At 65.9% G+C, this 26,915-nt stretch carries 29 protein-coding genes and 2 pseudogenes; 12 read left to right on the top strand and 19 right to left on the bottom strand.

Going from position 1 to position 26,915, the window contains the following annotated elements; all coding sequences use genetic code 11:
• Positions 1–69: 69 nt before the first annotated feature.
• Together XH93_RS06660 and XH93_RS06655 are read left to right on the top strand one after the other, a co-directional pair.
• Positions 70–921: an SDR family oxidoreductase gene (locus XH93_RS06660; RefSeq protein ID WP_194472895.1), complete on the top strand. Its 852-nt coding sequence runs from the start codon at positions 70–72 to the stop codon at positions 919–921.
• A gap of 109 nt (positions 922–1,030) precedes the next feature.
• A pseudogene (locus XH93_RS06655) lies at positions 1,031–1,150 on the top strand (short-chain dehydrogenase); the annotation flags it as partial.
• A gap of 111 nt (positions 1,151–1,261) precedes the next feature.
• Here the strand turns inward: XH93_RS06655 and XH93_RS06650 are convergent.
• The 9 genes from XH93_RS06650 to XH93_RS06610 all read right to left on the bottom strand — a co-directional run bounded on the left by XH93_RS06650 (position 1,262) and on the right by XH93_RS06610 (position 9,035).
• Positions 1,262–1,642 carry a hypothetical protein gene (locus XH93_RS06650; protein WP_139480769.1) on the bottom strand — a complete coding sequence of 127 codons (381 nt, stop codon included), beginning with the start codon at positions 1,640–1,642 and terminating at the stop codon, positions 1,262–1,264.
• A 401-nt stretch (positions 1,643–2,043) separates the two neighbouring features.
• Positions 2,044–2,250, bottom strand: coding sequence for a hypothetical protein (locus XH93_RS06645; RefSeq protein ID WP_139480772.1), 207 nt, complete (start codon positions 2,248–2,250; stop codon positions 2,044–2,046).
• A gap of 172 nt (positions 2,251–2,422) precedes the next feature.
• Positions 2,423–3,418, bottom strand: coding sequence for a hypothetical protein (locus XH93_RS06640; RefSeq protein WP_194472894.1), 996 nt, complete (start codon positions 3,416–3,418; stop codon positions 2,423–2,425).
• Positions 3,415–4,536, bottom strand: coding sequence for a GNAT family N-acetyltransferase (locus XH93_RS06635; protein ID WP_194472893.1), 1,122 nt, complete (start codon positions 4,534–4,536; stop codon positions 3,415–3,417). Before XH93_RS06635 ends, XH93_RS06640 begins: the two co-directional genes overlap by 4 nt.
• Complete coding sequence (locus XH93_RS06630) at positions 4,533–5,732, bottom strand: hypothetical protein (RefSeq protein WP_194472892.1); 1,200 nt, start codon at positions 5,730–5,732, stop codon at positions 4,533–4,535. The genes XH93_RS06635 and XH93_RS06630 overlap by 4 nt, the downstream gene beginning before the upstream one ends.
• Entirely contained in the window at positions 5,729–6,604 is an 876-nt protein-coding gene (locus XH93_RS06625; RefSeq protein ID WP_194472891.1) for a ThiF family adenylyltransferase, read from the bottom strand. The genes XH93_RS06630 and XH93_RS06625 overlap by 4 nt, the downstream gene beginning before the upstream one ends.
• A complete protein-coding gene (locus tag XH93_RS06620; RefSeq protein ID WP_210340447.1) occupies positions 6,601–7,668 on the bottom strand; it encodes a hypothetical protein in 1,068 nt (355 codons plus the stop codon). The genes XH93_RS06625 and XH93_RS06620 overlap by 4 nt, the downstream gene beginning before the upstream one ends.
• 316 nt (positions 7,669–7,984) lie before the next feature.
• Positions 7,985–8,260, bottom strand: a complete 276-nt coding sequence (locus XH93_RS06615; protein WP_194472890.1) for a YiaA/YiaB family inner membrane protein — start codon at positions 8,258–8,260, stop codon at positions 7,985–7,987.
• Between the two features lie 79 nt (positions 8,261–8,339).
• Positions 8,340–9,035: a PspA/IM30 family protein gene (locus XH93_RS06610; protein ID WP_194472889.1), complete on the bottom strand. Its 696-nt coding sequence runs from the start codon at positions 9,033–9,035 to the stop codon at positions 8,340–8,342.
• Positions 9,036–9,147: 112 nt separating this feature from the next.
• Here XH93_RS06610 and XH93_RS06605 point away from each other — a divergent pair, with 112 nt between their 5' ends.
• Positions 9,148–9,756: a TetR/AcrR family transcriptional regulator gene (locus XH93_RS06605; protein WP_139480784.1), complete on the top strand. Its 609-nt coding sequence runs from the start codon at positions 9,148–9,150 to the stop codon at positions 9,754–9,756.
• 213 nt (positions 9,757–9,969) lie between these two features.
• Positions 9,970–10,365 (top strand): hypothetical protein, encoded by a 396-nt coding sequence (locus XH93_RS06600; RefSeq protein WP_246799496.1) that lies wholly within the window; start codon positions 9,970–9,972, stop codon positions 10,363–10,365.
• Positions 10,366–10,411: 46 nt separating this feature from the next.
• Here the strand turns inward: XH93_RS06600 and XH93_RS42025 are convergent.
• Positions 10,412–10,519 (bottom strand): annotated as a pseudogene (locus XH93_RS42025) (molybdenum storage protein subunit alpha); the annotation flags it as partial.
• Between the two features lie 317 nt (positions 10,520–10,836).
• On the opposite strand from XH93_RS42025, the gene XH93_RS06590 reads away from it, so the two are divergent.
• On the top strand, positions 10,837–11,967 hold the full coding sequence (locus XH93_RS06590; RefSeq protein ID WP_194472888.1) for a peptidase M15: 1,131 nt from the start codon (positions 10,837–10,839) through the stop codon (positions 11,965–11,967).
• A gap of 11 nt (positions 11,968–11,978) precedes the next feature.
• On the opposite strand, the gene XH93_RS06585 is transcribed toward XH93_RS06590, so the two are convergent.
• Positions 11,979–12,956 (bottom strand): zinc-dependent alcohol dehydrogenase family protein, encoded by a 978-nt coding sequence (locus XH93_RS06585; protein WP_194472887.1) that lies wholly within the window; start codon positions 12,954–12,956, stop codon positions 11,979–11,981.
• 125 nt (positions 12,957–13,081) lie between these two features.
• Here XH93_RS06585 and XH93_RS06580 point away from each other — a divergent pair, with 125 nt between their 5' ends.
• From XH93_RS06580 to XH93_RS06565, 4 genes are all read left to right on the top strand, one after another.
• Entirely contained in the window at positions 13,082–13,657 is a 576-nt protein-coding gene (locus tag XH93_RS06580) for a TetR/AcrR family transcriptional regulator (RefSeq protein WP_194472886.1), read from the top strand.
• Between the two features lie 154 nt (positions 13,658–13,811).
• Positions 13,812–14,186: a hypothetical protein gene (locus XH93_RS06575; RefSeq protein WP_229175982.1), complete on the top strand. Its 375-nt coding sequence runs from the start codon at positions 13,812–13,814 to the stop codon at positions 14,184–14,186.
• A gap of 231 nt (positions 14,187–14,417) precedes the next feature.
• Positions 14,418–15,449 (top strand): cyclopropane-fatty-acyl-phospholipid synthase family protein, encoded by a 1,032-nt coding sequence (locus tag XH93_RS06570; RefSeq protein WP_194472885.1) that lies wholly within the window; start codon positions 14,418–14,420, stop codon positions 15,447–15,449.
• Positions 15,450–15,572: 123 nt separating this feature from the next.
• Positions 15,573–16,643, top strand: a complete 1,071-nt coding sequence (locus XH93_RS06565; protein WP_194472884.1) for an ornithine cyclodeaminase — start codon at positions 15,573–15,575, stop codon at positions 16,641–16,643.
• A 16-nt stretch (positions 16,644–16,659) separates the two neighbouring features.
• On the opposite strand, the gene XH93_RS06560 is transcribed toward XH93_RS06565, so the two are convergent.
• The 3 genes from XH93_RS06560 to XH93_RS06550 form a co-directional block, all read right to left on the bottom strand.
• Positions 16,660–17,073, bottom strand: a complete 414-nt coding sequence (locus tag XH93_RS06560) for a Rieske (2Fe-2S) protein (protein WP_139480792.1) — start codon at positions 17,071–17,073, stop codon at positions 16,660–16,662.
• Positions 17,074–17,304: 231 nt separating this feature from the next.
• Positions 17,305–18,417, bottom strand: coding sequence for an amidohydrolase family protein (locus tag XH93_RS06555; protein WP_194472883.1), 1,113 nt, complete (start codon positions 18,415–18,417; stop codon positions 17,305–17,307).
• A gap of 211 nt (positions 18,418–18,628) precedes the next feature.
• Complete coding sequence (locus tag XH93_RS06550; protein ID WP_194472882.1) at positions 18,629–19,693, bottom strand: amidohydrolase family protein; 1,065 nt, start codon at positions 19,691–19,693, stop codon at positions 18,629–18,631.
• 703 nt (positions 19,694–20,396) lie between these two features.
• Between XH93_RS06550 and XH93_RS42670 the strand changes: the two genes are divergently transcribed.
• Positions 20,397–20,522 carry a hypothetical protein gene (locus XH93_RS42670; RefSeq protein ID WP_256436595.1) on the top strand — a complete coding sequence of 42 codons (126 nt, stop codon included), beginning with the start codon at positions 20,397–20,399 and terminating at the stop codon, positions 20,520–20,522.
• Between the two features lie 238 nt (positions 20,523–20,760).
• On the top strand, positions 20,761–21,183 hold the full coding sequence (rnk, locus tag XH93_RS06545) for a nucleoside diphosphate kinase regulator (RefSeq protein ID WP_139480798.1): 423 nt from the start codon (positions 20,761–20,763) through the stop codon (positions 21,181–21,183).
• Between the two features lie 8 nt (positions 21,184–21,191).
• On the opposite strand, the gene XH93_RS06540 is transcribed toward rnk, so the two are convergent.
• The 3 genes from XH93_RS06540 to XH93_RS06530 all read right to left on the bottom strand — a co-directional run bounded on the left by XH93_RS06540 (position 21,192) and on the right by XH93_RS06530 (position 23,704).
• Entirely contained in the window at positions 21,192–21,386 is a 195-nt protein-coding gene (locus XH93_RS06540; RefSeq protein WP_139480799.1) for a hypothetical protein, read from the bottom strand.
• 140 nt (positions 21,387–21,526) lie between these two features.
• Positions 21,527–22,591, bottom strand: a complete 1,065-nt coding sequence (locus XH93_RS06535) for a ketopantoate reductase family protein (protein ID WP_194472881.1) — start codon at positions 22,589–22,591, stop codon at positions 21,527–21,529.
• A 183-nt stretch (positions 22,592–22,774) separates the two neighbouring features.
• A complete protein-coding gene (locus XH93_RS06530) occupies positions 22,775–23,704 on the bottom strand; it encodes a LysR substrate-binding domain-containing protein (protein ID WP_194472880.1) in 930 nt (309 codons plus the stop codon).
• 68 nt (positions 23,705–23,772) lie between these two features.
• Between XH93_RS06530 and XH93_RS06525 the strand changes: the two genes are divergently transcribed.
• A complete protein-coding gene (locus XH93_RS06525) occupies positions 23,773–24,387 on the top strand; it encodes a GNAT family N-acetyltransferase (protein WP_194472879.1) in 615 nt (204 codons plus the stop codon).
• A 58-nt stretch (positions 24,388–24,445) separates the two neighbouring features.
• Here the strand turns inward: XH93_RS06525 and XH93_RS06520 are convergent, their stop codons facing one another.
• Both XH93_RS06520 and XH93_RS06515 read right to left on the bottom strand, forming a co-directional pair.
• Positions 24,446–24,781, bottom strand: coding sequence for a GYD domain-containing protein (locus tag XH93_RS06520; RefSeq protein WP_139858887.1), 336 nt, complete (start codon positions 24,779–24,781; stop codon positions 24,446–24,448).
• A 256-nt stretch (positions 24,782–25,037) separates the two neighbouring features.
• Positions 25,038–26,780, bottom strand: a complete 1,743-nt coding sequence (locus tag XH93_RS06515) for a peptidoglycan-binding protein (protein WP_246799495.1) — start codon at positions 26,778–26,780, stop codon at positions 25,038–25,040.
• Positions 26,781–26,915: the final 135 nt, after the last annotated feature.

Here is a 26,915-nt window from a genome sequence, read left to right as displayed (position 1 = left end):
CCCGCGTGCGTGCTGTGCGCGGTATGCTAGCTTGCAAGTAGCAGCCACAATTGTGTCCGGAGACCACCGATGTCCCATCCCGTGATGTCACCCAATCATGTTGCCGTGATCACCGGAGGCGCGTCCGGCATCGGGCTTGCCGCCGCGATGCGGTTCGCCAAAGCCGGCATGAAGGTCTGCATCGCCGATCTCGGCGACGACAGGCTGAAGCAGGCTGCGGCAAAACTGTCATCCGTGGCGCCGGGCGGCGCAGCCGACATCATGACGGCGGCGGTCGACGTCAGCCGCGCCGATCAAGTTGCGGACCTCGAGGCCAGCGTCGCGAAAAAATTCGGTGGCACCGACATTTTGATGAACAACGCCGGCATCCAGCCCGGCAGCACGATGTTCGGTTCCGCTGACAACTGGCAGCGCATCCTCGCCGTCAATCTGTGGGGCGTCATCAACGGTACGCGGGCCTTCGCACCCAACATGATCAAGCGCGGACGGCCGGGGCTGATCATCAACACCGGCTCCAAGCAGGGCATCACCACGCCGCCCGGCGACCCCGCCTACAACGTCTCCAAGGCCGGCGTGAAGGCGTTCACCGAGGCGCTGCAGCATGAGCTGCGCAACACCGACGGCTGCGAGATCACGGCGCATCTGCTGATCCCGGGCTTTGTCTTCACCGGGCTGACCGCGCGCGGCCGCACCGAGAAGCCGGCGGGCGCCTGGACCTCGGAGCAGACCGTCGACTTCATGATCGAGCGGCTCGAGGCCGGCGATTTCTACATCCTCTGCCCCGACAACGACGTGCCGCGCGCGCTCGACGAGCGCCGCATCCTGTGGGCCGCCGGCGACATCGTCGAGAACCGCCCGCCGCTGTCGCGCTGGCACAAGGATTACGGCGATGCGTTTGCGGCGTTCGTGAAGGGGAAATAACTCTTTCCCCGTCATTGCGAGGAGCGAAGCGACGACGCAATCCATGCGTCCGAGCATGCGGAAGCATGGATTGCTTCGCTTCGCTCGCAATGACGCGGAAATACTGTGCGCGCTCGACGAACGCCGCATCCTGTGGGCCGCCGGCGATATCGTCGAGAACCGCCCGCCGCTGTCGCGCTGGCACAAGGATTACGGCGATGCGTTTGCGGCGTTCGTGAAGGGGAAGTAGTTCTCTCCCCGTCATTGCGAGCGAAGCGAAGCAATCCATCGTACCGCATATGCGGAGGCATGGATTGCTTCGCTTCGCTCGCAATGACGCCGAGGCGTCATTGTAGCACTCTCAATTCGCCCGCACGCGCACCGGCGCCATCGGCTGCGCCGCCAGCGCCTCGCCGAGCTCGCTCTGCTGGGCGCGCGGGATCGAGAAGCAGACGCTGAAGCCGTCGGTGGTTTTCAGCGTCACCATGCCCTGGCTCGGATCGGTCGACTGCTCGATCACCCAGGAATCCAGCGGATAGGCATAGCGCAGGGTCTGGTCGCCGAACCGGGTCTGCAGCGCCTTGCTGATCAACCCGGGCAAGGTCATCACCAGCGCGCCGACCTGGCTGACCGACAGCCGGATCGTCGCCGGCTCGCCCCTGCCGTCGACGAAACCGAGCGAAATCGCGCAGCCGTCGGCGGCGACCTCGCAGGTGGTGAGCTCCTGGGTTTCGATCTCCATACCGGCACTCCGGATCGTCGTTATATTCTATGCAATATATCGAGAGGACGACCAGCGTCCAGCCCCCAAATTAGTGCTGACAGCCCGCCCGATACAGCCGCGGCGGCGTTAGAATCTCTTGAAGAGTGCGCGCGCAAGGTTGACGCCGGATCGGCCGCCACCAATAGTGATCGAAGACATTCTTCGTCGCGCCGGATCACACCACGGTGTGTGAGGTGTCGAAGTAGCGCTTCGACGCCGTCATTGCGAGCCACCCGGTCGGCGCGAAGCGCCGCCGGATGACAGGCTCCGCGAAGCAATCCATCGGTCCGCACGTGCGGAAAGATGGATTGCTTCGTCGCTTCACCGCAAAATTGCTTTGCAATTTTGCGGCTACGCTCCTCGCAATGACGGAGAGAGGGTCACAACGTTTCCTGCTTCTGCCCGCAATTCTTGCAGGCGAACTTGACGCGGGCCTGGCCCTTTTCCGCCTGCACCCGGTTCGGCGCGCCGCACTTGCCGCAGACGGCCTCGATCCGGGTCATGCCCTGCTTGATGACCAGGTTCCGCTTTTCCATGGTCTCGCGGATCAGGCGCTCGGCCTCCTCGCGCTGCGATTGCTTCGACATCATGCCCCACCGGTCGCTCGCATGATCCGGAACAGCGTGCAGCGGCGTTCCGAAGCGATCATGCTCAAAGAAGGATTCCAAGGCGCGCGTCGCGCCTCGGGTTCGCGGGCGGCGTCATAGCATGATCGCGTGAAGCTTTGACAGCGTTAAGATGCCGGCGCGTCAGCACCGCTTACACAACGAGCCGCTCGACCGACAGCCGGAAATGCCGCGGTTTCTGCGCGGCTGCCGGCCGGCCGACGCGGAACACGTTGACGAGGCGCAAATCGGCGGCGACGTTGCCGAGCTTGCGCAGCCGCTCGTTGCAATCCGGATCGTCGGCAAGCGCCGAGATCGGACAGGCCGCAAGCCCGGCGCGATCGATCTCGAGCCAGGCGCGATAAAAGTACCGTCCGGTCATCAGCGGATCTTCGCCGACCGGGCGGCAGAACAACACGATGGCCGCGGCCGACGCGGTCTTGGCGCCGTCCGCGAGCAGCGATGCGGCAAGGCCGAGCCGGTCGAGCGGCTTGAACAGGCCGCCCAGCACGAAACGGGCCGCGGTGGCCTCGAGCGCGTTCATCGCGAGCGCGTCGCGGTTGAGGCCGTCCTGCAGATAATGCGGATGGCTCGGCGACAGCCGCATCCATTGCAGCAATTCCTGCCGGTAATCGTCGCCGCGGACGAAGGAGAACTCGGCTTGGTCGGCCCAGCCGGCGACATCCGTGATCGCCTGCCGGTCGCGTATGCAGATCACGTCGCCGCACGCCGCCGCAAGCTGGGCCAGCGCCGCCGCATCGCCAGGCGACGCCACGAATTTGCCGCGCCAGGACATCCGATGCGCCACGCAGCCGGCCAATGGATCGGGCGTGGCACATTGCTTGACCGCAAAGCTGCAGAGCGCCGAGAACTGCGCCGACAGCGGCTGCTCGATCGTCGTGAGACCGCAGATCGAGAGGCCGCGGCGGTTGAGCGCGAGGCTCATGCCCTCCAAAGCCGCGCCGTGCGAGATCAGGACATCATGACCCGCGGGGTCCGCGACCGGCGCGCGCACGCTGGTGTCGTCGACGAGCGCCAGCCTGTCGTCGTCGAGCAGGCGCCAGCGCGTCGGCTGGATGTTGTGGACGCTCGGCGCCAGCCGCGCTTCGGCGACCAGCTCGCGCAGCAAGTCCGGTGTCAGCGCGCTCATGCGCCGGCCAGCCGCTTGCTGAACAGATGCAGCCGGTGCAGCGGCTGGGCGCCGACCTTCTCGGCCTGGCGCAGCGACGGGCCGTTGATGTCTGCGATCCAGGTGCCGCCGAGGGTGCGGTAGCCGGCCTGCTGCAACGCCAGCGCGGTGCGGTACAGCATCGCGCCGTTGAGACCGCGATTGTGCAGCTCGCGGCACACCGACTGATAGATCAGCACGGCGCGGGTGTTCATCATGCGGTGCTGCACGAACTTGAACGGCGCCGTCGGCCCAACGCGGCCGCCGATCGCCTTGACCAGCGGATTGAGGTCGGGGATCGCGATGATCGCCCCCGCAGGGCGGCCGCGGTAATACACCACGGTCGAAATCCGCTTGTCGATGATCCACATCATGTCACCGGCCTGGAACAGATATTCGGCCGCGGTCGGCGGCACGAACATCGGGTTGTCGGCAAAGCCGTCGTTGAGGATCAGCCGCGCATCCTCCAGCCGCGCCTTGAAGGCGGAGCGCTTGATCGGCTGCCAGACGAAATCGGGGTCCTTCAGCACCGTGCGCTGCTTGTCGCCGAGCAGCTGCTCCGGCTTGCCGCCGTCGAGCGCAATCTCGAAGGTGGTCATCGGGAAGGTCGCGGCATAGCCGGCGCGTTCGAGATGCTGCGCGATGTGCGGCGGCGACCACATCATGTCGGTGAACGGCGCGTGGTCGAAACCGTCGGTCATCACGCCGATCTGCTGCATCGCCGTCAGATTGAAATTGCCGGTGATGCGGGTCATGCCGCGGGCGGCCAGCCATTGCTCGGCGGCGCGCAGCGGCGCATCGGCGACCTCGGCATCGTCGATGCAGTCGAAGAAGCCGAAGGCGCCGTGGCGGGTGCCGTGCTTGCGGTTGGAGGCATCGTGGATCGAGGCGGCGATGCGGCCGACCGGCTTTCCGTCGCGATGCGCGGACAATAGCGCGTAGCGGCCGTGGCCCTCGGTGATGAAGGGATTTTTCTTCGGATCGAACATCCGGTCGAAGTCGCTCCACAGCGGCGGGACATAGAGACTGTCCGGGCCATAGGCATTGAGCGCCGCGTCGAACGCAGCCCTGCGGTCGCCCTCTCGGATCTCGAGCGTCATTTCGCCTCCGGGGTCAGCGCGAGCAGCCGCCGCACCAGCGCGAGCGCGGTTTCGGTGGCGGGATCGGCCGCGGTGACCGGCACCGCGAGCACGATCAGGTCGAGCGGATCATGCGCCAGCACGATGACGTGAGTGGCGCTGTTGGCGGTCATCAGCGAGACCATGCGCTCGGCCGCCGGCTCGATCGGCGACAGCCCCCAGGGCGCATCGGGCCGGCGCAGCACACGCCTCGTGGACAGGAAATCGCGCAGCAGCGGCGGATCGTAGAGCGCCAGCTCGCTCTCGCGAAACCGCCGCGCGCTCTCGAAGATCGGATGCCGCGCCAGCTCGGCGATCAGCTGGTCGCGGGTTTGTGCCGGCGAGGCCGCGACCGAATTGAGCACGCCGGGCTCCTGCGATTCGAACAGCGCGCGCAGCGCATCGGTCATCAGGCCGATGGTCAGCACGCCTGATATCGCGACCGCAACGAAGCGGACGATCTGCGCGGCATCGACGTCGGCCGCCATGAAGGCGGCGGCAAAGCCGAGCAGGCCCGACGAGATCAGCCGCAGCGCCATCATCGCCAGGCCATGGCGGCGGGTCTCGGCGCCGCCGCCGGCGATCAGCATCACGGTCACCGTGAGCAGCGCGCCCAGCGCGCCGAGCCGGACCGGAATCTCCGGAAACAGCGTGCGGAAATCCGTCAGGATGAACGGGATCACCACCAGCGCACCGACCGCCATGCGGCCGATGCTGCGGTTTTCCGAGGCCATCAGCCCCGCGCGCTCGCGGGTCGCCAGCAGGAACGCGCAGGTGGCGAAGGCCAGCAGCTGGAACAGCGCCAGCGTGATCGCGTACGGCATGACAAAGCGCTGCAGCCCGAAAGTGCCGCCCAGGCCGAGCAGTATGCCGCCGCCGAGCGCGATCATCTTCACCGCGCGCGGCGCGTGCCGGCGCAAAATACCTTCGGTGACGATCAGCGCGCCGAGCGGGATCAGCGCGGCCGGGATCACCGAGAGGCGGTCGAGCAGCACGCTGCCGGTCCACCAGGCGAGGCCGCGGTCGAGGAACAGGATCGCGATCACACCGAGCGCGAACAGCAGGCGGCGGGTCAGCGGGCTTTTGGGATCGCGCCGGTAGAACGTCGCCATCGCCACCGCGAGCCCGATGGCGCCGCAGAGATTGACGATGGAATCGGCGATCACCCCCGCGGTCATTTGCCGCCCGTCAATTGATCGATGGCGCGGCGCACCAGCGGGCGCAGCAAGGCGGCGACCAGCGCGTTGCGCGGCCTCTCGATCGCGGGCCGGTGCGGGTTGAGGAACCAGCCGCGGCAATCGGTGCCCGACGTGCGTCCCAGGATCAGCGCGATCGCCTCATAGGCCATCAGCATGCCGGTCGAGATCACCATCGGCGCGAACGACATCCGGCTGCGGCGGCCGGCCGCGACTTCGCCGGCGATCGCGAGGTCGACATAGTTGCGCGACGAGGAGTGCAACATCACGTGCTCGATCTCGGCGCGCATCGCGGCGCGGCGGTCGTCGTCGGTGATCGCTGTCCAGTCCTTCGCCGTGGTCGGGAAGCCCAGCCGCTCCTCGGGCCGCGGATCGCTCGGGCGCACCACGATCACCGACGGCAGCGGCGACATATAGGCGTCGATCACGGTGGCGTCGGCGCGCTTGGCGGTCCTATACAGATGCACGCCGGCGGCGATGTCGTCCATGCCGTTGACGATCACGGGACAGCGCGCCGCGATGCCGGGCAGCTCGCTGGTCCAGTTCTCTCCGAGCACCTCGACCTCGATGGTCGGGTTGATGCGTTTGGCGGCTTCGGCGGCGACCTCCGCCTTCTCGCGGCCAACCTCGTCGGCAAAGGCGAACACCTGGCGGTTGAGGTTGGAGACCTCGAAGCGGTCGATATCGGCGATCACGAACTTGCCGACGCCGGCGCGCGCCAGCGCCATGAAGGCGGCGCCGCCCATGCCGCCGACGCCGCAGACGAACACCCGCGCCTGCCGCAACAGTTGCTGCTCGCGCTCGTCGATAAAGCCGATATTGCGGCCGGTGAAGGAGTAATAATCGAAATTCATCTGATCGCCTCGGGATCCTGCTTGCGCGGCCGCAAGGTGCCGAAGGCGCGGCTGTCGTCGAGCCAGTACACCACCGGCAGCACCAGCCGCTGCAGCGCCAGGATCGCGGACGCCGCGAGCAGCGCCGGCAGCGAGCCCGACGGCACCTCGCGCATGACGTAGCGGCGGGCGCCGGCGAGATCGATGCGGCCGAGCTGCAGCACGTCGTCGCCGCGCGCGTAGTCCAGCTCGCGCTCGCAGAAGTCGTTGTAGACGGCGTTGCGATGCTTCGGCGCGATGTCAAAAGTCTTCTTCAGCGCGTCCGAGCCGCCGGTATAGGCATTGGTGATCACCGAGCGCGCCTCGTCGAAACCGGCCTCCTCGCCGACGCCGAACACCGCGCGGTGTCTTGCCATGATGCCGCGCGCGAGCTGCAGATGCGCAAAGCTCTGCCGCGCGCCCGGCAGCGGCGACGGATACACGTCGGAGAAGGTGTCGCTGACCATGCCGACCACGGCCGGCACCTGCGTGACGTTGGAGATCCATTTCGGCCGGAGCCCGTCGCGGGCGAACAGCACCAGCGCGGTGAGGCCGTAGAGCACCCAGGACAGCCCCTGCCCGCGCACATCAGGGTCGACCATGACAAGGCCGAGATGGGTGACCTCGGCCGGCTCGCCGTCGAGCGGCACCGCCATCACCGACAGCGCGTTGAAAGCGATCGGACGGCCGCTCTCCTCCTCGGAGATCACGGTGACGACGGCGCGCGCCAGCCGCTCGGGCTCGCCGGAGAAGATGCCGTAGGTCAGGCTCTCCTGCGGTAGCGTCTTCGCGGCGACGGTGCGCAACTGCGCGACCAGCGCGTCGAGCTCGGCTTGCGGCAGCGACAGGCCGGGGGATTCGATGATGCGGGTGAGTTGGCCGGCGTCGGTGCGCAGGGTGAGATCGATGGTCGGCTGCGACAGCGCCTTGAGCCAGAAGCCGGCATGGCCGCGCAGCCGGTCAAACGCCGCGCGCGCTTTCGCAAGCCCCTTGCCAGCCCCGTTGCCGCCGCGCGGAGCCGGATTGCCGTTGTCCGTGGACGCCATGTCTTAGGTCCCTCGGGCGCGATTTCTGCACTGCCGCCTGTTAAGGAGCGATGAGCGCAACCTGACGCTGTTTGCCGCAGGGTAAATGATCCGTTCTGGAAACGGGACAAGTTGCCCTGGCGCGTTGGCCGCGTCATTGCGAGCCAACGGGTCGCGCGAACGCGCGCCCGATGACAGGCTCCGCGAAGCAATCCATCGTTCCGCATACTTGGTGGCAATGGATTGCTTCGCTTCGCTCGCAATGACGTGGAGGGATCAGATCGTATGGACAAAAGCGGCGGGTGCAGGACACCCGCCGCTTGGCACTGGCTCCAGCTTACGCCGCCTTGGAGACTTCCATCAGCAGGCGCTCGGCCTTGGCGTCCTCGATGCGGTTCACGAACTTGCTGCTCTCGTGGTTGTCGCGGACGGTCTTGGTCATGGTGACGCAGGTCTGGATCAGCATCACGATGCCCATCGTGAGGTAGCCCTTCATCCAGAGATCGATCGGCAGGAAGTAGACGCCGATCGCGACCAGGAAGGCGGACGCTGCGAAGGACGCGTAGGTGAAGGTGACCCAGGCGCCGCTGTGGGGTTGGATGGTCTGGTTCATGGTACTCTCCTTGATGTGACGAGGTTTGCAATTGGCTAAGGTTCAGGCTTGGTTTCAGCTTTGGCTTCAGGCTTGGAGTTCAGGCAGCGGGCGGGCGCTTGGCTTTCAGCCGCGCCAGCACGTCGTCGGCGGTGGATTTCATCCGCGGGCCGAAGCCCTGCTCGGCGAGCTTTTCGGCGGTGGCGAGCGGGCCCGACGCGGCGTCGATCTCGATCAGCGCTTCGTCGGCGGCCTGGGCTTCGATCTGCCGATCGCGCAGCCGCTTCAGCGTTGCCTCGGCTTCCGGCAGCGTCGATTCGTAGGGGCGCGCCGCCTCGATGCCGCTGCGGCGCAGCGAGCGCACCGCTTCGGAGGCACGGGCGAGACGCCGGCCGCGATCGAGCTCGGCAATCCGCGCCTCGGCGCTGGCGACATGGCGCTTCAGGCGGGTGATCTCCGAGGCGAACAGCGTGCGCGCGGTCATCGCGGCGTCGCGCTCGGCTTCGAGATTGGCGATCGCCTGCGCAGCTTCGCGGGCGAGGTCTTCGCGGCCGCCCTCGAGCGCCGCGGTGGCGCGGACCTCGAGATCGGCGATCCGGGCGTTGGTGGTCTCGAGCCGGCGGCCTTCCTGCTGGTCGCTGGCGATCGCCAGGGCCAGCGTCCGCTTCGAGCGGTCGACGGCCGCCGCGGCGTCGCGCATCTGCTGGTCGAGGATGACCAGCGCGGTCCGGTCTTCCAGTTCCTCGCCCGCCGCCGCCACGCTGCCGCGGAAAAGTGTCAAAACGGTTTTGAACATTTGGTCTCTCCCTGTTATGAGCATCGCTCATGATTCACTTGTACCACATAATGAGCATTGCTCAAGAATTGTTTGAGCGACGCTCACGGTTGTGGTTAACGATGGGTAAACAATGTCCAAAGCATTGGAACGACGAGCAAAACTCCGCGAAGCGCTGATCGAGGCGGCGGAACGGGCGATTGCGACAAAGGGTCTCGGCGGGCTGAAGACCCGCGAACTGGCCCAGGAAATCGGCGTCGCCAATGGCGGCGTCTACAATCTGGTCGAGGACGTCGACGAGCTGATCCTGCGCGTCGGCTCGCGCACGCTGGCGCGGCTCGATGCCTCGCTGTCGCTGGCCGAGATCGGCGCCGCCGCCGCGCCGCGCGAGATGCTGGTGCGGATTGCGGTCGCCTATTGCGACTTCGCCGCCGACAATCTCGAACTGTGGCGCGCGCTGTTCGAGCACCGCATGCAGCCCGGCAAGCCGGTGCCGGAATGGGCGATATCCGAGCAGATGGAATTGTTCCGTCACATCTACAAACCGCTCGCCGTGCTGTTTCCGCAGCGCTCGCCGACCCAGCTCGGTGTCACCGCGCGCAGCCTGTTCTCCGCCGTGCACGGCATGGTCGCGCTCGGGCTGGAGCAGAAGCTGATCGCGGTGCCGCTCGGCGCGCTGCGCAGCGAGATCGCGACGCTGACGCGCGCGATGGTCGACGGGCTGACGGCGAAGAAGGAGTAAGCCCGCCCTCGCCTTGCCGCCGACATCGCGCACAGGCCAGATCGCAGCCTCTCGCCCGGCATTGCGCGATCGCCCATTCGAACATCTGCTGGCTACAAGCTGACGCTGTAACATCGCGTCCGCTGCGGCTGTGCGCGGATCGAAGCCCTTGCCTGCGCTGCGCATGCGTTGCAAGATTTTCCTGACGAACGCATCTCGGTCAGTGAGTCCTGCATGAACAAGAAGATGACGACGCGGCTGCTCAACGTCACTGCTCTGGTCCTTGCCGCGACCGCCGCGGGCATCGTGCCGGCGTCCTCGGCGCCGGCCGCGCCGCAGTGTTCGATGTCGGTCACGCTGGCGGATTGGGGCGAGAATTCGAGCGGCGATATCGACGTCGCATCGGGCGAAAGTTGCCAGATTCCGATTCAGATCCGCGGCAAGGTCACCGACTCCGCGATTGCGCAGAAGCCATCCTTCGGCAAGCTGAAAAAGATCAACGCATCGACGTTCGAGTACAAGGCGAAGGCCAAGTACAAGGGCAACGATACCTTTGCCATCAAGGCAACCGGCCAAGGGCCGAAGGCGTCCGGCACCTCGGTCATCACCGTGCGCGCAACGATCAAGTAATCGATTTCATCACGGCTCCGGCGCGCGACGGTACGCTACCGCGCGCTCAGGCGGGGCGCACGCCGGTGTGAATGGTCGACCCGACGTGCTGGCCGCGCAGCGCCGCGGTGAGCCGGCCGGGAATTGGCCCGTTCACCACCTGCATGCGTCGTAGAGAGATGGATCGCGAGCTGGCCCGCCATCACAAGCACCTCGAGCTCCGCCCGCCGTGTTTGCTATATCACCGCGCCTGCCCGTAGAAACCCGGTCTCCACGACGGTTCGCGGAGGCCCGCATCCGAAGTTCCGTGCTGGCGATAAGCCGGACGGATCTCAAGACGCAATGGCCGCGGGTTGCTTTCGGGCAACATCTTTGGAAAACATAGGACGGTTCGCGTTTTTCGCCCTTGTCCGTCCATATCCTGAAGCGACAATCGGCAGTGTCGCATGCTGTGCAGTCGGGCTCCGGGGGGAGCCTTTGGAGGCTGGCTTGATGAACTCGCGGCGAATGGGACCGGCGGCGTTGTGCCGAACGATGGTTCTGCCGGCCTGGATCGCGGCGTGGCTCGCATCCGGTTCCGCCGGCGTCGCGCTCGCCGGCCCGCCTCTCGCCGACCACAACGCACCCGTGACCGTCGCCGCCACCGCGCCTGATGCGGCAGCTGCGACCGCGATCGGCAACGCCGCGCAAGCCGACACAGGAAACGCCAGCAGCCCGGCGCCGGTGACCATCACCGTCACGACGACGGCGGACCGGGCCGAAGCGATCGTCGAGGCGGCACTTGGCGATCCGGCGGAGGTGCTGCCGGCTGACACGTCGCCGGTCCAGGAACCGGCCGCAACTGCGCCGCGCATCCCCGTGCCGGCGGTCGACACTGTCGAAGTTCTCGACGAATGCTGGGTCGTGGAAGCCTGCGTCGACCGCTATCTGTGGGCGCTCTATCAACGCGCGCCCAAGGAGGACACCATCAAGGTGCCGGAACGGCGGGCGGTGACGATCAGGAAGAAGCGCAAGACCGTGACCGTAATGCGGACCTTCACCAGGCTGGTCGACGAGGATTTCGGATGGAAGGATCCGAAGGCCGCCAAACGCATCGGCATGCCCATGGCGGACTATGTGATCGGCGGCATGGATCGCAGCTTCAAGCTAAAGCTGTTTCGCGCGCTGCTCGCCGCCGAGCAGGCCGGACTGTCACCGGGCATCACCAGCGCGTTCCGCGATGACTACCGCCAGTCGATCGCAAGCGGCCTCGCGGCGGCGAGCAACAGGTCCTTTCACGGCGGCAGCCTGCGCGGCGGCTATGGCCATGGGCTCGCGGCCGACGTGGTCAGCGTCGATGGCGCGACGCGCGACGATCGATGGGCCTCCTCGGCGAAACTCTGGCGATGGATCGATGCCCACGGCCGGGAGTTCGGCATCGGACGCCCCTATCTCGGCAGGGATCCGGCGCACTTCGCGCCGATGGACGGCAAGGAATACACCGCGCGCCGCGGCTCCGGTGGGACCAAGACTCGCGTCGCACTCGCCGCGAAGAAGCACGGCCGGGACCATGGCAAAGCGAAGCGCCCGGACATTGCAAAGCCAGCCAAGCTGAGAACGATTCGGACCGCGCGCCGGACCTGATCGCGCCAAGCCTAGTTCGGCGTAAAGATCACCTTGCCCTTGAACGCTGAGGCTTTGGCGATCGCTTCCGAGAATCCCTCGAGGCCGTAGCTTCCCACGACCGGCGCGCTGATCGCGCCCGATGCGACCATCGGCACGAGATGGCCGTACATCGTCACCATCGCATCGTCGCTCGCGGTCTTGTACCAATGGCCAAGCCAGAAGCCGCGCACCGAGACCTCGTTGAAGATCATGCTGAGCGGCGAGCCGGTGAACGGCTGTCCGCTCATCCCGCTATAGATCACCACGACGCCGTGCGGCGCCAGGCACGTCATCAGGTTCAGGGTCGACGCGCCGCCGACGACGTCGAGCGCCAGCCGGATCGGCGCCTTGCCGGTTTCCTTGGCGACGCGCTTGGCGAGATCGGGGCCGTCGAGCAGGACGACATCACCGCCCAGCGCCTTGACCTCCGCCACCACCTCCTCGCGACGCACCACGTTGACTGTCTTGATTCCCAGTGACTTTGCGATCGCAATCACCGCGCGCGCCGTCGCCGAATTGGCGCCGTTCTGGATCACCCAGCCATCGCGCGGCACTTTGACGAAATCGGTCAGCAGCAGATAAGCGGTCGCCGGATTGACCCCGACCATGGAGAGCTGCCGGACATCGGCATTGTCCGGCAGCGGCCGCTGCCAGGACGCCTTGAACTTGACGCGCTCGGTCCAGGTCGGGTGCATGGTCGGAACCAGGGTGCGGTCGCCCTCCTTCAGGTGCTTCACCTGCGCGCCCCGGGCGACGACCCGTCCGACGCCCTCGATCCCGAGCGTCGCCGGCAGCGGCGGCAGATAGCCATAGCGCCCCGCGATGATCATGAAATCCGAGTTGTTGATCGGCGCCGCCTCGACCGCGACGACGACTTCGTCGGGCCCGGGACTGCCCACATCAGGCACCTCGTTCAGCTTGACCTCCTCCGCAGCACGCCCGAACGCAACGACCTGAACTGCCTTCATGACACGTCTCCCCGATTTATTCTGTACCTAGTAGTATAGAATGGAGCGACCGTCAACGAACAGGACCGCCTTTCACGGCGAGTTGAGGGCTTCACATCCGACCCGGCAGTACATAAAACGCTGTGATGGCACGGCCGCGCAGCTTCGATCCGGATGACGTGCTGGAAATCGCCCGCCAGGTGTTCTGGCAAAAGGGTTTCCAGGCGACCTCGCTCGACGAGATCACGGCGGCGAGCGGCATCGCAAAGCCGAGCCTCTATGCGGCGTTCGGCGACAAGAACGCGCTGTTCCTCAAGGTGCTGGACCGCTATCACGACGGCATCCTGGGCTGGGCCGAGCGCGTGCTGGCGCAGCCAGGATCAGCCCGCGACGCCGTCAGGCAGTGGCTCATCGGCTTCATCCCGTATTGCTCGGGCGAAAAGGGCCAGCGCGGCTGCCTGTCGGTCAATTCCCTCACCGACGGCTCGCTCGATCAAGCCGCCGTGCGCAAGAGCATCGAGCGCTACAACAGGCGGCTCGAGGAATTGCTGCGCGCGCGGCTGCGCGCCGATCGCGCCGAATTCAGCAGGGGTTTTGACCCCGACATCACCGCGCACACCATCATGGTGGTGCATGCCGGGCTGATGGCGCTCGCGCATCAGACGCCGGATTCGAAGCGGGTGAAAGCCGTCATCGACCAGGTGATGCAGTTGCTCGCCTGACCACCCGAACACCAATCGGCACGGTTCTTGCTTTTGATACTCCCGCGTTTTCTCGCGTGAACGTGATTGTATGATAAGTATCATCTAATTGAAGCAGGGCAGTTCATGACCATGTCCGGACAGCATGAGACAGCACGGACAGGATAGGTATGACATGACGAATGATGGTTGGCGCGCGGCCTTGGCTGCGTTCGCGGTCATGGCTGCGTTCTTGGCGGCACTACCGATCTCCGCGATCGAACCGGCGCGCGCCCATGATCACCAGCGTCCGGAGCTGAACGCCTGGTACGAGAGCCTGCACAGCGGCAAGGGGCCGTGCTGCGACGGCAGCGATGCCAAGCACATCGACGATGCCGATTGGGACACCAAGGACGGCCACTATCGCGTGCGCCTCGAGGGCGAATGGGTCGACGTTCCCGACGATGCCGTCGTGGCAGGACCGAACCGCGCCGGCCGCACCATGGTCTGGCCCTATTATCTGGACGGTCATCCGAAGCCGCGCTGCTTCATGCCGGGAAGCATGGGCTGAACGATCCGTCGCGTCAGCGGCATGCCGGCCGGCGCCGGACACGCCCCGCCACGCGCGAGCGCGCGCCGAACCGCACGAGACCGCGCTGGTCCTCACGGCCGCGGCGCTATGCGCTTCGCCCGACCAGACATAAAATCGTACAATTGCAGCACGTAGTATCCTTGAACACGGCTCCAGATTGCCGTGAGAATGCCCATCGCGTCGAGAGCTTTTCATCGGTCAGGAGCGGCCTTGGACCTGGTTCTGGTACTTCAATTGACAGCGGCCATCATCCTTGCGTTGTTCGTGGCCTACATCCTTCTTCATTACGTGCTTTTCTTCCTGGTCACCCGTCCGCGGGACGCGAGCGGGATCGGCCATCAGCTGAACCAGTTCGAGCAGCTGCAACTGGTCGAGTGGGCGCCGCAGCCGAACGATTTTCTCAAGCACGATGACGAGCGACGCACCTATGACGACGTGTTCGGCACCTATCGCGACGAGGAGGCGAACTACAGCACCTGTGTGTTTCCCCGGACGCCATTCTCGCACCCCTACGAGGCCGAATACGTTCTGCTCAAGCCGAAGGACGGGATGCGGTTCCTGGATCTCGGCTGCGGGTCCGGTGCGGCGGCGGCATATCTCGCCAGCCGGCGCAATATCGAAGTCACCTGCGTGACCAATTCGCCGGTGCAGGCCGAGATCTGCCGGCGGAAATTTGCCAGGCTCGGCGGACGCGGCGAGGTCATCGTCACGGACTTCGACAGCCTCGATCTGCCGAACGAAAGTTTTGACGCCATCTATTCGTTCGAGTCGATCGGCTACAGCAAGGATCTCGACGCCTGGCTAGCGCGCTGCTGGCGAATGCTCAAGCCGGGCGGCCGGCTGCTGATCCGCACCCCGGGGGCGCTGGATCATTGCCGCCGCAAGGAGGATTATCAGAGCGTCACCGCGTTCTTCGACAACTGGCGCTACAATTTCGTCGGCGCCAATCTGCTGGTCCACAAGCTGCGCCCGCTCGGCTTCAGCCCGATCCGTTACCGGCGTTTGCCATTCTGGGCCTGGGGCCTGACCTGGAATTTCATTCAACACCTTCTGCTGTGGAAGTTCCGGCTGAAGATGCGCACCTTCGTGGAGCTGGAGCGGATCATCTGGCGCACCTCGAAGACGTTCGTGTTCGGCAATCCCTACAGCACGGTGCTGGCCACCAAGCCCAAGACAAGACGCGAGCCGGCACGGCTCAACGAAGCATCCTCGCACGCCCATCAGCCTCCGGGCGCGCCCTGACACCGCGACGGTCACGGTGTTGTTGCGCGCCGCCGACCGAAGCGTCTGCGCGGCCACAAGCGGACTCTACTGCCGGCCGAATCTGGTCTACGCTGACAAATCAGCTTCCCGCGGGAGGGTGAAATGCCGTCGCCTGGTCCAGGTCCATTGAGCCTCGTGCCGTTCGTCAGCGTCGCCGACATGATGGCGCTCGTGAACGGGATCGGCGCGGAGCGCTTCCTGGTCGAACTGGCCGCCTATATCGAGGCCGACTTCCGCCGCTGGCACATGTTCGAGAAGACGCCGCGCCTTGCGTCGCATTCGAAGGAGGGCGTGATCGAGCTGATGCCGGCCAACGACGGCGTCGAATTCGGCTTCAAGTTCGTCAATGGCCATCCGCTCAACACCCGCGACGGCCGCCAGACCGTGACGGCGTTCGGCATGCTGGCCAATGTCCGCGACGGCTATCCGGTGCTGCTGTCGGAGATGACCATCCTGACCGCGCTGCGCACCGCCGCGACCTCGGCGCTGGCGGCAAAATACCTCGCGCCGAACGGCAGCCGGATCATGGCCGTGATCGGCAACGGCGCGCAGTGCGAATTCCAGGTGCTCGCCATTCGCGCGCTGTGCGGCATCGACACCGTCCGCCTCTACGACATCGACCCGCGCGCAACGGAGAAGGCGGCGCACAATCTTGCCGGCAGCGGAATTTCCGTGATCACCTGCGCGTCAAGCCAGGAGGCCGTCGAGCAGGCCGACATCATCACCACCTGCACCGCGGACAAACGCAATGCCACCATTCTGACCGACAACATGATCGGGTCAGGCGTTCACATCAACGCCATTGGCGGCGACTGCCCGGGCAAGACCGAGCTGCATCGCGATATCCTGCTGCGCTCCGATATCTTCGTCGAATACGAACCGCAAACCCGCGGCGAGGGCGAAATCCAGCAGCTCGATCCCGGCCACGCCGTCACCGAGCTCTGGCAGGTGATCGCGGGTCAGGCCGCCGGCCGGCGCGATGCCGGACAGATCACGATCTTCGACAGCGTCGGGTTCGCCATCGAGGACTTTTCCGCCCTGCGCTGCGTCCGCGATCAGCTCGCCCGCATCGGACAGCCGAGCAAGCTCGATCTGCTTGCCGATCCCGATGATCCGCGCGATCTCTTTGGCATGCTGCGGCGCGCGGCCCAGGCCGCCGGCGCTGCGGAGTAGACCAGCAGATTCGTGCCTACACTTCGACGATGACGTAATTGTCCTCGATGTGCACCGGGAAGGTCTCGGCCACATAGGGGCCCTTCTGCAGCTCGGCGCCGCTTTCGACCGCGACCGGATAGGAGCGGATCCTGAACCGGTTGGGGTCGAACCAGGATTGGCCGTTGCGGATGTCGAACTCCCAGCCGTGCCACGGACAGCGCAGCATCTCGCCGACCCGGTCGCGCTGGTAGATGCCGGGCTCCGGCGAGGTCAGCCGCGCCACGCAGGCCGCCTTCTCCAGCGGCGCGCCCTCATGCGGACAGCGATTGAGTAGCGCGAAGAACTCGCCATTGACGTGGAACACGACGATGTCGCGGCCCTCGAGGCCGAACACCTTGTTGCCGCCGGCCGGGATCTCACTGGTGCGCGCGACGATGTGACGGGCCATCGGAATCCTTGAGCGTAGTGAGATGAGGTCGGGCGGCGACGGGACTGCGTCCCTCTCCCCCTTCTTAGGGGGAGAGGGTTGGGGTGAGGGGCTCTTGCCGCAGAGATTGTGAGAGATGGATTCGCGGAGGCTCCCCCTCACCCGGAATGCATCTGGCGATGCATTCCGGCCTCTCCCCGCAGGCGGGGAGAGGCGAAGGGTCTGCTCGAGTCGAAGTAGCGTCATCTTGTCCTAGAACTTGTAAACCGCGCGGGCGTTGCTGTTGAAGATCTTGCGCCGTTCGGCTTCGGTCAGCGGGGTCTTGAAGGCGTAGCGCGCGTCGTCGTAGTCCCAGTGCGGATAGTCCGAGGAGAACAGCAGACGGTCGATGCCGACCCATTCGATCAGCTGGCGCAGATGCTTTGCTTCGTCGGGCTCGTCGATCGGCTGGGTCGTGAACCAGAAATGCTGCTTCACATATTCGCTCGGCTTGCGCTTGAGATGCGGCACCTCGCTGCGGAAACGCTCGAAATGCTGGTCCATCCGCCACATCGTCGCGGGGATCCAGCCGAAGCCGCCCTCGATGAACACGATCTTCAGCTTTGGAAAGCGCTCCGGCACGCCTTCCAGCACCAAGCTGGTGAGGTTCGACGCCACCGTGTGCGCGTTCGACTGATGCTCCTCGCAGTAATAGGACGGCCAGCCGCCGCCGGTCGGCGCGTGGCCGCCGTAACCGCCGACATGGATGCCGAGCGGCAGATCGAGCTCTTGCGCACGTTCGTAGATTGGCCAGTAGCGGCGGCGGCCGAGCGGCTCGTTGGCGCGCGGCGAGACGTTGATCTGGATGTATTCGCCGGTCTTGGCGCAGCGCTCGATCTCGGCAAGGCCGAGATCCGAGCCGTCCTGCCCGACCAGGATCGAGGCCTTCAGGCGCGGATCGCGATGCGCCCAGAACGCCAGCTGCCAGTCGTTGATGGCGCGCTGGATCGCGGCGCCGAATTCCAGGTTCTGCTGCGAGAAGATGAAGAGGTCGAGCACCTGCAGAATGCCGAACTCGACGTCGAACGGATCGAGATGCTGCTTGCGCATGAAGTCGAGATCGGAGCCCGGCACGCCGCCGGTCGGCGGCCAGGCATCGCGCCGCGCGATCAGCGGCGAGGAGCGCGGATACGGCGTGGTGCCGATATAGGGCGTGCGCAGATGGCTGCCGTAGTCCTTCAGATGCTGCTGCCAGCGCTTTGGCAAGAACTCGTTGAGGTCGCTGTGCGAGTAGATGCTCGGATGAATGTCGCAATCGATGATGCGCAGCCGCGTCGTGGCGGTCTTCTCCTCGTCGAGCATCGGGCGGTCGATGACGTCACTCATGCGATCCTCCTTGAATAGAATCGGTGCGGCCGTCACCTCTCCCCATCGGGGAGAGGTCGGATTGCATCGCCAGATGCAATCCGGGTGAGGGCCTTGCGGTCCCTCGTGAGACCTGTGCCCCCTCACCCGGCGCTGCGCGCCGACCTCTCCCCGCCGGGGAGAGGTGGAGCACCGCCGATGCGGCAACAATTCGATCAGTGAGTATCATGTCTCACGAATCCAGCTTCAGACGCGGAAAGGTCTCTAACGGATTATCCTCGCACATCCGCCTGACCAGACTGTCAGGCAGGTGCGGCGGAATCGGATCGTCGCCGTCGAACTGCCAGTGCGGATAGTCCGACGCGAACAGGAACATTTTTTCCGAGCCGATCTGGTCGATGATATCGGCGACGCTGGTCGCATCCTGCGGCGCGTCGAACGGCTGCATGGTGACGCGAAAGTGGTCGCGGATGATCGCGGCCGGCTCGCGCTCGACCCAGGGCACCTCGACGCGGACGCCGCGCCAGGTCTTGTTGGCGCGCCACATGAAGGCGGGCAGCCAGCTGACGCCCGACTCCATCAGCACCACCGTGAGGCCCGGATATTTTCCGAACACGCCTTCATAGATCAGGCTCAATATCTGCGCCTGAAACGCCTGCGCCTCGGCGAGATAATATTCGTAGCGATAGGACGGCCAGCCGATCGAGCTCGGCGCGCCGCGGTAGGCGCTGCCGGCGTGAATTGCGAGCGGCAGCTTGTATTTCTCCGCGGCCTGATAGATCGGCCAGTAGTGCCGCCGCCCGAGCAGCGTCTCGCCCTGCGAGGGCACCAGCACCGAGACGAAACGGTTGTCGCCGGCGCGGCGCTCGATCTCCTCGACCGCAAGGTCCGGCGCCTGGATCGGCACCACGATCGAGGCGCGCAGCCGCTTGTCCTTGGCCAACCATTCCGCCGCGATCCAGTCGTTGATCGCCTTGCAAAAATCCGCCGCCATGTAGGAATCGAACACCGCCTGCGCGCCGTAAACGACGTTGCAAATCGCATGGCTGGCGCCGAGCTGATCGAACGCGCCGCGCTGCACCATGGCAAGATCGCTGCCGGGCTTGCGGCCATCGGCCGGCCGCCAGTCGGCGCGGCCCGACAGCGGCATCGACGGCGGATAGGAGTTGAGGTCGAGCCCGTCGATGGCGCGGCTGACCACCTGCTCCTTCCAGTGATCGCTCAGATAGGGCAGCAGCGTGGTGCGCGTTCCCCCCACCGCGGGATGGATATCGCAGTCGATGCGCGTGGCCGCCATGGCGTTCCTCGAACTCTAAGCCTTGGTCGCTCAAGTCTTTGTTGCTTGTTGGCGGCGTTGCCGCCGCAACACGGACTGTGACGCCGATGGCGCGATCATGCAAGCCGCCCAGCGCGGGTCCGCCCTGCCCTGGCAGCGCATCGCCGGCTTCACGCGATCTTGCGGGATTGCATGTGAATGATGTCACGATGTCGGGCTGTGCGCAGTGTTAGCGCTTCCGCGTCACGGAAAGGGCGCGGCGCCAATTGCAGCTTCGAGCCGAGGAATTGGTGGCGACCTCCGTTGCTCATCTCACAAAGCACAAGTGCAACACCCAACCCGTCACCCTGAGAGCTTGTGAAGCTTTGTCATCTACCGTTGTCATCGCCCGGCCTGTGCGCAATTGCGCACATGGACCGGGCGATCCAGTACGCCGCGGCCTCTCGCTTCTATCACTGGCGTCTCTGGAATACTGGATCACCCGGTCAAGCCGGGTGATGACACCGATCAAGCTGAGCAAACCACACCGTCATCCCCGCGCAAAGGCTTCGCCTTTGTCGCTGGAGGAGCGCGCTCTTGCGCGCGTCTCGAAGGGTCGACGGCCCGGCTCTCTCCGCGCGGCAACAGCCGGGCCGATTCATCCTTCGAGACGCGGCCAAGAGGCCGCTCCTCCAGCGACAAAGGCGAAGCCTTTACGCGGGGATGACGGGTCTGGCTTGTTCGCTTGGTCAACGAAGAGACCTATGACTGCGACGCGCTCGTCGTCGGCTCCGGCTACGCCGGGGCTGTCATGCGCGGTTTCGCCGCAATGGCCATGACGGCGGCAGCGGCTATGTTCGCCTTGTCATGATTTATGCCATGAGCATCGACACGCATATTGCGCGACTGGAGTTGCGCGCCGGACGTCTGCACGCAGGCAACTAGCCGGGCAGCGAGCACGCGCGCTGTCCGGCTCTCAATCATCCCAACATCAATCGGTTCGCGGCAGCGGGACGTTGAGTTCCTGCTCCTGAAAGGGCGCGGGGCTGCGGCCCCCGACGGCCGAGCCTCCGACACGAGCCAGCAGCGGCAACAACACGGTAACGGACATGACCCAAAGCAAGCACCACGGCACATTCACTCCCGCATTACCTCCGATCATGATCGCGGCGAGCGAAGCGCTGCGTCTCGGCGCGCTGGCCGATTGCAGCATGACACTGTTTCCGCGCGTGGCTCAGTTCCTCGCGCGCGAGACGGAGCGGGCGCAGATCGTGGCCGACGACGCCGATCTGCATGACTTGGTCCGCATGGGGTCGCGGGTGCGCTACTGCGACGACGAGACCGGCGACATCCGCGAGGTCGTGCTGGTGTATCCGCACGAAGCCGACATCGCCTTGAAGCGCATCTCGGTCCTGACGCCGGTCGGCGCCGCGCTGATCGGATTGTCGGTCGGCCAGACCATCGAATTTCAGACGCCAAGCCATCAGACGCGTGCGATCAAGGTTCTGGCGGTCTCACCTGACGGCGCGTAACCCTTCGCTCACGCGGCGCGGTGGCACTGGCCCATTTCCAGGCCGTGCTGGCGGCCGCGTGCGATGCCCTCGGCGATCGCCTTGGCGACGATTTCGGCGGTGTCAGGGGGAAGCTGGTCGAGCGGTTGCCACGCGCGCATGATGTCGCGCGCGCGTTCGAGGTCGCCATAGATTCCCAGAGGAGGCAGCGGTCTGATCGGCATGGTCGTGGCTCCCGATCGCACATCTGCGCAAGCCTATCCCAGCCCGATCGGCCGAGCCATGCGTTCGCAAGCCGCGATCGTGCGCTTTGCCGTCCGCCGACGCATGGCGAGGGCGCCTGCCCTCGCCACCAACACCCGCGTCACTCCGCGCCGGAGCCGCCCTGCACGATCTTCTCGTTCAGCTTCAGATCGACGGTCTCGACCGTGCGGTCGATCTCAGCGCTGGGCTTGCCGAGCTGATGCGAGATCAGCTTCACGAGCAGGTCGACGCGCTCGATGAAGGGCGCGCCGGCGGCGACCGCGCGGGCGGCCGATGACGGCTTCAGCAGGCTTTCCGCCGCCTTGGCGTATTTCGCGAACGGCACCTGGTCGGCGGGATCGGCGCCGAGCTGCCGCGCCAGCGCGTCGACATGGTCGTAGATCGCCTGCGAGCGCTTGAGGTCGCTATGCACGGCGTCGCGGATCGACTGCGGCTCCGTCGGCGTGATGCAGCGGTAGTTGCCGGTCAGCAGCATCGACCATTTCGCCAGCGGCACGAACAGCGAAGAGAACACTTTCAGCTTCACCGGAACATCCTGGCCGTCCAGCGTCACCGCATCGATATCGGCCTCGAGCTCACGCAGCACCTTGTTGTGCTTGTCGTCGGCGAAGGCGGAGGCCTTGAAGTTGGTCGGCAGGCCGACATGCAGCACGTTGGCCTTCTCCTCCGGCGGACGGAACGCCTGCGGATCGGGCGAGCACAGCGTCACGAGGCCCGGCTCGAAACGCTCCCACACCTGCGCGTTGGTGTAAGCCTCCTCGAGGTCCATGCCGGCGAGCGCGGGAATCCGCTTCAGATAGGGCAGCGGCGGCATGTTCATGATCGAGAGGCACGGCAGCTTCGCCGCCGCGATCTTGACCATCAGCACGCGCACCGTGTGGTTGGTGTATTGCGGCTCCTGCATCGCAAGCCCGACCATGTCGTAGCGCGACACGTCGACGTCGGCGGGCGTCACGGCATCGAGCTTGCCCGGCAGGTCGCGCGAGAAGATCGAGCGATGGTTCGGCTCGTCGCGCAGCTTGATGCGCACCTCGGTGCCGTCGCGGTTGATCAGCTCCGCGGTGTTCTTGCGGCAGACCAGGGACACGTTGTGCCCCGCCATCAGGAGCTTCGTCCCCAACAGCGAGCCGTACGAGGCCCCAAGGATCAGAATATTGCGCGCCATGCTCTCTCTTTCAAAACCCTGCTTGAATTGTCCAACGCCCGTCCCGGGCCGGAGGTCCGCGGGAAACGCCGGAGGCCCCTCCCCGGCCGTGGTATACCAGTCTCTATCGCAGTTCGGCAGGCCCGACAATCGCGCGGACAAAGCCCTCCCCGATCGGCCGCGAGCCTGATTTTACAATTGGAATCAATTCGTTGCGCGGGTGGCCTTCCTGTATTCGGCGGTTTCGGCGCGCAACAGCTCGCAGAATTGCAGCGCGAGGCGGCTGCGCGGCCGCTGCGACGGAAACAGCAGCACGGTGGTGATCTCGAGCCGCCGCGTGAACGGCTTCAGCACAATCCGCGAACTTGCAAAATCCCGCGCCACGACGGGATCGACGATCGAGAAGCCCAGCCCCTGCGCGACCAGGGCGCAGCGCTGCATGCTGTACTGGATCTCGGCGACCGTTCGCACCTCGACCTTGGCATCCTCCAAGGCGCGTTCGAGGCGCAGCCGGTGCGGCGCGCCCGGCGCGGGCGCAATCATGGTCTCGCCGTGCAGATCCTTCGGCGCGATCGATCGCTTGGCGCGCAGCCGGTGCTGACGCGGCAGCACGCAGACCGCATCCGTCGTCATCAGCAGTTCGTCGTCGACGGCGGTGAAGCCGGCCTGCGGCCGCGCCAGCCCGACGTCGCACTGGCCGGACGCGACCAGGCTCCACACCCGTTCCGGACTGTGCACGGCGACCGACAGCATGATGCCGGGATTCTTGCGCGAGAAACTGCTGACGATCCGCGGCATCAGCGAATAGGTGAACGCCGGCAGGCAGGCGATCCGCAGCGTGCCGCTGCCGCGCTCGCGAATGCCGCGCGCGGCACGCGCCAGATAGTCCAGCCCGACCTGGTTGCGCTCGACCTCCTGCAGGAAGATTTCGCCCTCGACCGTCAGCGTGACGCCGCCGCGGCCGCGCTCGAACAGCGCGAAACCGATCTCGCGCTCCAGCCGCGCGATCGCGCGGCTGACGAAGGGCTGGCCGATCCGCAGGCTCAGCGCGGCCTTGGTGATTCCGTTGTGGCGCACGACCTCGCGAAACAGGTCGACGTGTCTTGGATTCAGGGATCTTGGATTCAAGGACATGACCAATCTGCATATGAACTGCCGATCCGGTCATTTGACGGCATGCAAACGGGATGCGTCAATACGGCATGCAGACCTTCAGCAAGACCAGCTTCGCCACCGACCGCATCCTGCTCGCCAGGATCACCGGCGCGGCTCCTGCGTGCGCGAAGCTGCTTGGCGAGGCCGACCGTCTTCGGCAGCTCGATCGCGGCGGCTCCGGCCGGGCAGTGGCCGCGCGCCTCGCGGCGACGCTGAGCCGCGCGGCAACGACGGCCGCGTTCGCGCTCGAGGACGTCAGGTCGGGCGACCTCGTCGGCCTCACCGCGTTCGCGACCGTCGAGCCGGAGGAGAAGCGCGCGACGCTGGCGCCGATCTGGTGCATCGGACAATTGGACGAGGCGCTGCTGGTCAGCCATGTCGCGTATCTCATGACGCGCTATGCGTTCGAGGTGCTCGCCGTCGAGCGGGCGGAGGTGCATCTGGACTGGCGGCTGCGGCGTAGCCTCGATCTCTACACCAGCCTCGGCTTCCGCTGCGAAGGCCGGCTTCGCGCCTGGTTCGCGGCCGACCAGGGCGCCTCCGCCGATGCGGCCGTTCTCAGCGTGATCCGCGCCGAATGGCCCGCGATCGCCGACCGGCAGCGCAGGGTGCTCGCCAGCGAAGATTGGCGCGGCCGGCTTCCGTCCGACCGTCCGCCATAGCTGAAAGGCCGCCGCTCAATGATCCGAGCGGCGGCCTCGCGCATGAGTTCAGATGAGATCAGCTTCCAGGCGGGCTGTAGCTTGGACGCATCTTGGCTGCGTTCTGGCGGACCTGCTTGATCTCGTCCTGCGTGAACAGTCTCATCAGCTTGACATTCTGCATGGTGCCGGCGGCGACGGTGAGGCCGGAAATCGCCGGAGCCGCACTCGGATCAGGCACGTCGAAAATCACCAGGACGCCCGGGCCGTCGGTCGCCGTGCTGTACATCGAGACGAGCTTGCCGCCCGCGCTCTCGATGAGTTTTCTTGCCGCCTCCTGGCGGTTCGTCGTCGGGTTTTCCAGGATCGCGTTGAGAGCACGTGGCGTGTATTGTCCAGTCATACAGAAATGCATGAATGCCTCCATCTGAGGTTTGAAATAACTTTCACGTCCCGTTCCGAACCAGTCGTCACGGGCGCCGCGTCTGAAATGTCACAAGAAAGTTGCCCGCCGTGGGCATAAAGGCCGCCTATGACTCCCGGGAATCTCGGCACATCCCGGTGGCGGCTCTCCTGCACGATACATCAGCCGGCGATGACGCGGAAGAGGAGTTCACGATCGGCTCGCTCAAAGAAAAGAGCCCCGCTTGGCAGCGGGGCTCTTGTTCGGGTTAGTATTTTCTGTCGCTTGAACCCTGACCGGAGTTTTGCGCCGGCGTCTGTGCACCTTGTTGTGCGTTGTGGCCCGAGCTTGACGATGACGGACCGCTGCTCTGGCCGTGTCCGGACTGCGTGTTCCGATCCGCATTCGGCTGGTTGCCGCTCCGGCCGACGGTGGACTCGTTCTGCGGAGCAGACTGTCCGGTCGTATTCGACTGCGGCGCGTTATCCCGAGCGGATGGCTGGGGTCCGGCCTGACCGGTGGTCGACTGGTTCTGCGGCGGGTTCGCCCGATCATTCGTTTGTCCCGTCGTGCTCTGTCCAGTCGTGTTCTGCTGCTGGCTGCCGCTGCGCCCGACCGTCGACTGTCCCTGCGACGCGCCGCCACCGATCCGATCCGACAGACCCAGCGCGGTCACGGTGCGCGTATCCACGCTGCCGCTTGTCGCGATGCCCTCCCGGCGCTGGAACGTGATCAATGCCTCGCGGGTCCGGGAATCGAACACACCGGTAACCTCGCCGACCAGCAGGCCGCGATCGATCAGCACCTCCTGCACCTCACGGATCTGCTCCGGACTCAGGTCCATCGCGTAGCTACCACTGCCGCCGCGGCGATGGCTGTAGTGCGTCCGCGGTCCGACCGGGACCACGTCGACAACCCGGCGGCTGCGGTCGAGGAACACGACTTCATCCTCGACGATGAAGAAGCTGTCGTTGCGATAATACGGGAACGCATCGATCAGCGCCGGGAAAGCGGCGACCGACACGACATGGAAATTCCTCGGCACCACCACGCCGCGGTTAACCGCGAAGTTGATCGAGCTGACGTTGACGCGCGGCGCGTTGCGCGCCGACAGCACCGAGCGCTGGATCGTGCTCTGCTGTTGCGCCGTCACGGTGCGCCCGGCTTCGCTCTGCACCGTCGTGTTCGACTGGGTCTGAGCAGTGGCGCCAGACTGGCTCTGCGCCTGACCGGTGGTCTGCCCGGGCTCCGTGCGGCCTTGCGCGGTGCCGGACTGCGGTGCGGCCGCGCCCGTCGTCTGGCCGGGTCTGGTGTTCTGACCGGTCGTCGTGCTCGCGCCGCCCTTGCCCTGCCCCGTCGTGGTGCTCTCGTTCAGCCTTGCGGCGCCGCTGCGGTTCTGCGGCTGCTGCTGCTGGGTTTGCCGCGAAGCGGCGCTACCGCGTTCGCGGGATTCGGTCTGGCCGGTCTGCTCGCGCTCGCGTCGGCTCTGTCCGACGGTCTGATCCTGTCGCGCGCGATCACGCTGGCTCTGCCGCTCGCCGCTCTGCTCCGCGCGGCCGGTCTGCTCGGCGCGGCCGCTCTGCTCGACGCGGCTGCGTTCGCGGGCCTGTCCGGTGGTCTGGCCGCGCATGCCCTCGCTGCGCTCGGCCGCGCCACCGCGCCCCATCCGCTCGGTCTGGCCCTGAACGCGACCTTGGGCCTGACCTTGAGCCTGGCCTTGTGCCTGACCCTGGACCCGGGCGCCTTCGCTCGCGCCATGGCCACGTCCCTCCGTCATGCCGCCGCCGCGCGCCGCACCGGACGGACCTCCATGCATTTCGCCGCCGGAGCGGCCTGCAGACGGGCCTCCTGACGATCCGCGCTCGCCACCGCCGGCTCCCGCTCCGGCGCCGATGCTTGCGCCGCCACCGGCGCCAGCACCACCGCCGCCGCCTTCCCGCATACCTTGTGCCGATGCGAGACCGACGCCGGCCAGCAACACCGCTGTCGTCAACAGAAATCTGTTTTTCATCATCTTGCTCTGCATTACTGATTCCCTCCTCTATCTCGCGATCCGCCTGCAAAAGCAGACGCCACAGACTGGCGCTGCTTCGGCCGGAGCCGCGCTCCACAAACCCCGATCATTGTCGCGGCACGGTGTGCGCGC

Origin of the sequence: Bradyrhizobium sp. CCBAU 51753 (assembly GCF_015291565.1) — a bacterium.
In the GTDB taxonomy this organism is placed as follows: Bacteria; Pseudomonadota; Alphaproteobacteria; order Rhizobiales; family Xanthobacteraceae; genus Bradyrhizobium; species Bradyrhizobium ivorense.
The sequence above is the reverse complement of the archived record's forward strand: the minus strand, read 5'-3'. Positions and strand labels throughout refer to the sequence as shown.

Excerpts from the sequence above, each read along its gene's own strand:
- XH93_RS06640 (WP_194472894.1), bottom strand. The coding sequence starts at position 3,418 with ATGAGCGCGCTGACACCGGACTTGCTGCGCGAGCTGGTCGCCGAAGCG.
- XH93_RS06535 (WP_194472881.1), bottom strand. The coding sequence starts at position 22,591 with ATGGCGCGCAATATTCTGATCCTTGGGGCCTCGTACGGCTCGCTGTTG.
- XH93_RS06620 (WP_210340447.1), bottom strand. The coding sequence starts at position 7,668 with ATGGCGTCCACGGACAACGGCAATCCGGCTCCGCGCGGCGGCAACGGG.
- XH93_RS06555 (WP_194472883.1), bottom strand. The coding sequence starts at position 18,417 with ATGAGTGACGTCATCGACCGCCCGATGCTCGACGAGGAGAAGACCGCC.
- XH93_RS06540 (WP_139480799.1), bottom strand. The coding sequence starts at position 21,386 with ATGCCGATCAGACCGCTGCCTCCTCTGGGAATCTATGGCGACCTCGAA.
- XH93_RS06580 (WP_194472886.1), top strand. The coding sequence starts at position 13,082 with ATGGCACGGCCGCGCAGCTTCGATCCGGATGACGTGCTGGAAATCGCC.
- XH93_RS06585 (WP_194472887.1), bottom strand. The coding sequence starts at position 12,956 with ATGAAGGCAGTTCAGGTCGTTGCGTTCGGGCGTGCTGCGGAGGAGGTC.
- XH93_RS06560 (WP_139480792.1), bottom strand. The coding sequence starts at position 17,073 with ATGGCCCGTCACATCGTCGCGCGCACCAGTGAGATCCCGGCCGGCGGC.
- XH93_RS06610 (WP_194472889.1), bottom strand. The coding sequence starts at position 9,035 with ATGTTCAAAACCGTTTTGACACTTTTCCGCGGCAGCGTGGCGGCGGCG.
- XH93_RS06635 (WP_194472893.1), bottom strand. The coding sequence starts at position 4,536 with ATGACGCTCGAGATCCGAGAGGGCGACCGCAGGGCTGCGTTCGACGCG.
- XH93_RS06645 (WP_139480772.1), bottom strand. The coding sequence starts at position 2,250 with ATGTCGAAGCAATCGCAGCGCGAGGAGGCCGAGCGCCTGATCCGCGAG.
- XH93_RS06515 (WP_246799495.1), bottom strand. The coding sequence starts at position 26,780 with ATGAAAAACAGATTTCTGTTGACGACAGCGGTGTTGCTGGCCGGCGTC.
- XH93_RS06590 (WP_194472888.1), top strand. The coding sequence starts at position 10,837 with ATGAACTCGCGGCGAATGGGACCGGCGGCGTTGTGCCGAACGATGGTT.
- XH93_RS06600 (WP_246799496.1), top strand. The coding sequence starts at position 9,970 with ATGAACAAGAAGATGACGACGCGGCTGCTCAACGTCACTGCTCTGGTC.
- XH93_RS06625 (WP_194472891.1), bottom strand. The coding sequence starts at position 6,604 with ATGAATTTCGATTATTACTCCTTCACCGGCCGCAATATCGGCTTTATC.
- XH93_RS06530 (WP_194472880.1), bottom strand. The coding sequence starts at position 23,704 with ATGTCCTTGAATCCAAGATCCCTGAATCCAAGACACGTCGACCTGTTT.
- XH93_RS06550 (WP_194472882.1), bottom strand. The coding sequence starts at position 19,693 with ATGGCGGCCACGCGCATCGACTGCGATATCCATCCCGCGGTGGGGGGA.
- XH93_RS06565 (WP_194472884.1), top strand. The coding sequence starts at position 15,573 with ATGCCGTCGCCTGGTCCAGGTCCATTGAGCCTCGTGCCGTTCGTCAGC.
- XH93_RS06520 (WP_139858887.1), bottom strand. The coding sequence starts at position 24,781 with ATGCATTTCTGTATGACTGGACAATACACGCCACGTGCTCTCAACGCG.
- XH93_RS06615 (WP_194472890.1), bottom strand. The coding sequence starts at position 8,260 with ATGAACCAGACCATCCAACCCCACAGCGGCGCCTGGGTCACCTTCACC.
- XH93_RS06575 (WP_229175982.1), top strand. The coding sequence starts at position 13,812 with ATGACGAATGATGGTTGGCGCGCGGCCTTGGCTGCGTTCGCGGTCATG.
- XH93_RS06660 (WP_194472895.1), top strand. The coding sequence starts at position 70 with ATGTCCCATCCCGTGATGTCACCCAATCATGTTGCCGTGATCACCGGA.
- XH93_RS06650 (WP_139480769.1), bottom strand. The coding sequence starts at position 1,642 with ATGGAGATCGAAACCCAGGAGCTCACCACCTGCGAGGTCGCCGCCGAC.
- XH93_RS06630 (WP_194472892.1), bottom strand. The coding sequence starts at position 5,732 with ATGACCGCGGGGGTGATCGCCGATTCCATCGTCAATCTCTGCGGCGCC.
- XH93_RS06605 (WP_139480784.1), top strand. The coding sequence starts at position 9,148 with ATGTCCAAAGCATTGGAACGACGAGCAAAACTCCGCGAAGCGCTGATC.
- XH93_RS06525 (WP_194472879.1), top strand. The coding sequence starts at position 23,773 with ATGCAGACCTTCAGCAAGACCAGCTTCGCCACCGACCGCATCCTGCTC.
- rnk (WP_139480798.1), top strand. The coding sequence starts at position 20,761 with ATGACCCAAAGCAAGCACCACGGCACATTCACTCCCGCATTACCTCCG.